Annotated in this window: 1 protein-coding gene and 1 pseudogene; both read left to right on the top strand. The window is 36.9% G+C overall.

Annotated elements, in window-relative coordinates:
- On the top strand, positions 1-306 hold a 306-nt coding region (locus ABF638_RS38215), incomplete at its 5' end, for a transposase (protein WP_435027925.1).
- Positions 307-403: 97 nt separating this feature from the next.
- Positions 404-823 (top strand): annotated as a pseudogene (locus tag ABF638_RS38210) (IS701 family transposase); the annotation flags it as partial.

Genomic DNA, 823 nt, shown 5'->3' with positions numbered 1-823 from the left:
GAGAGGCAGTATATAGGTAACTTAGGAAAGACAGAGAATGGAATAGTATCTGTAAATGCTTATGGAATATGGCAAGGAGTAACGTTTCCATTACTGTTTAGAATCTACAAACCTAAGAAACGGCTCAAAGGAGATGATATCTATAAGACAAAGACTCAATTAGCAGCAGAAATAATTACGGAACTCCAAGAGATAGGGTTTAAGTTTGAGTTAGTTTTAGCAGATAGTCTTTACGGGGAAAGTGACACTTTTCTGAGTGTATTGAATCAATATAAAATGCCATTTATTGTGGCAATTTCGTTGTAATCATGGTGTCTGGATGCCATCTGGGCAAGGAATTAGGTACAATAGATGGAAAAATTTTGAGCGAATCTTCTCTAATGGTAAAACTGAAGAACGCTACATGAGAGAAATTATCTTTGGGAAGCGGAGAACTTGGAGGTATTGGCAAATTACAACAGATATAACTAAGCTACCTGATAATTCTACTTGGTATATAATGACCAATTTATCAGATACACCTCCGGCGGTAATTGGCAATAATTATGGCTTGAGAACTTGGATAGAGTATGGTTTTAAACAATGTAAAAATCAGTTAGGGTGGGCAGATTTTCGCTTGACTGAGTACCATCAAATTGAACGCTGGTGGGAAATTGTCGAGAGTGTCTTTTTGATGGTTAGTTTGCAGTTTTCTGTCAGGAATCAATCAGAAAATGCAGGCGATGATTCTTCAGATAAGAACCTGTTATTCAAGTTGCGTCAACATCCTTGGTGGAATAACATTTCTAGTTGGAATCACCGACTGAATAATTTACGCTTAATC

Origin of the sequence: Nostoc sp. CALU 1950 (genome assembly GCF_051172895.1) — a bacterium.
Taxonomy (GTDB): domain Bacteria; phylum Cyanobacteriota; class Cyanobacteriia; order Cyanobacteriales; family Nostocaceae; genus Nostoc; species Nostoc edaphicum_A.
Note: the sequence above shows the minus strand (reverse complement) of the source record. Positions and strands in the feature narration are given on the sequence as shown.